The organism is Paenisporosarcina sp. P4_E4_2 (genome assembly GCF_056401595.1).
In genome coordinates this window covers 1-1,646 of record NZ_JBFUJC010000487.1, presented here as the reverse complement: position 1 = coordinate 1,646, position 1,646 = coordinate 1, and the positions used below count along the sequence as shown (strand labels likewise).

Below are 1,646 nucleotides of genomic sequence, written 5' to 3'. Positions count from 1 at the left end.
GTAGTATGCAGGTACATATTGATTATCAAAAGCATCGGTTAATTTCATGTCACTATCGACAAAAATTGGTTGTGTGATATCGTGTTCTGCAGCATTCCTCTTGATATCTTCCAGGTCCATATCTTTCTCTGAACGTGGCATATGGACTGCTAGTACATTCAATTCATCTTTATATTGATCACGGAAAGCATTTACTTCTGGCATTGCCTCTTTACATAGTCCACAGCTTACAGACCAGAAATGAATAAGTGTTGGCTTGTCGCCAATCAATTGTTTTTTAGCAACTTTTCCATTGAGCCAAGCAGTTGCGCCTGTTAAGTCAGGCATTGGTGAACGTAATTTCATTGTATTTCCTCCTCAATGATACATGTAAAAATTCCCCACTGCGTATCGTATGCGTGGGGAATCGTGGGTGTCTAATTAATCTAGTGCATTGATAAAGGCAAAATTCATGAGCCCCATTCAATCAATTAAAGAGTTTTTTGTCCTGGACGCCAGTTTGCTGGGCAAAGACCACCAGTTTGAAGAGCTTGTAATACGCGAAGAGTTTCATCCACGTCGCGACCAATGTTATTGTGGAACACTGTTTGATATTGCATTTCACCTTCAGGGTTTACGATGAATAATCCACGAAGAGCAATACCTTCTTCTTCAATCAATACACCATATTCACGTGATACCACATGGTTAGTGTCTGCAGCCAATGGATATTTCAATTCGCCTAAGCCGTTGTCTTGACGAGCTGTGTTAATCCAAGCTAAATGAGTGTGGATAGTATCTGTAGAAACACCGATAATTTCAGCGTCTAAATCTTCAAATTCATCATAGCGGTCTGACATTGCTGTGATTTCAGTTGGACATACAAAAGTGAAATCCATTGGATAAAAGAACAAAACTGTCCATTTGTCTTGCTTCATGTTTTCTTCCAAGCTTACTTTACCGAAAGACTTATCTGCTAGCACTGCGTCCATTGTAAAATGGGGTGCTTGTTTACCTACCATACGTTCAGTCATGTGAAAACCTCCAAGAAATATTTATCTGCTAACGAATTGTATTCGTTATTAGCACAATTTAAAGGATAACAAAGTCCCTGCTGCAAATCAATTTATCGGCTTTCAACTAGCACTAGGAAAAATTTTTTTCGTCTAATTCGTGTCGAATGCTTAGTATGTTCACCTTGAGATAATCTATTCAAAGAAGAAAGTAGAAACATTTAATATCTTTATCTTAAATTAAGGATCTAAAATCATCCTGTTCTTTATCGTATATTTGTGCTTACCGCATGTTAAACATGAGCCGACAAGTATGAAATTTGTGATCTCATTCTTCACACTTAATAGGCTTGCCTGGCGAAAGTGCGCTCTCTTTGGAGCAACTAACCCATTTTCTACTATATTGTATTTACACAGTACGAGTGATGAGGCTTGCCAGTCCGTCCGCGGAAATAGAGCCGATTCTATTCTTTCTTTATAGCATATACGGTTGTTTATCCTATATTTGCGCTAGGTGCAAATGCACACTGCGTTTTTCATTCAAAGTATCAACAGGTTTAGTCAAAAAAAAAGACCATCCGCAACCTTATGTTAAAGGTCGTTTAGGTCGCAATTCACAATATTCACAAGTTGGATCTGTGCATGCTTCTTCTC

General features: G+C 38.4%; 2 protein-coding genes. Both read right to left on the bottom strand.

Annotation, left to right across the window (positions count from 1 at the left end):
* Window positions 1-345: redoxin domain-containing protein (locus AC1DSB_RS18960; RefSeq protein WP_477587382.1), on the bottom strand; the 345-nt coding region annotated here is incomplete at its 3' end.
* 125 nt (window positions 346-470) lie between these two features.
* Window positions 471-1,013 (bottom strand): peroxiredoxin, encoded by a 543-nt coding sequence (locus AC1DSB_RS18955; RefSeq protein ID WP_016427841.1) that lies wholly within the window; start codon window positions 1,011-1,013, stop codon window positions 471-473.
* Window positions 1,014-1,646: the final 633 nt, after the last annotated feature.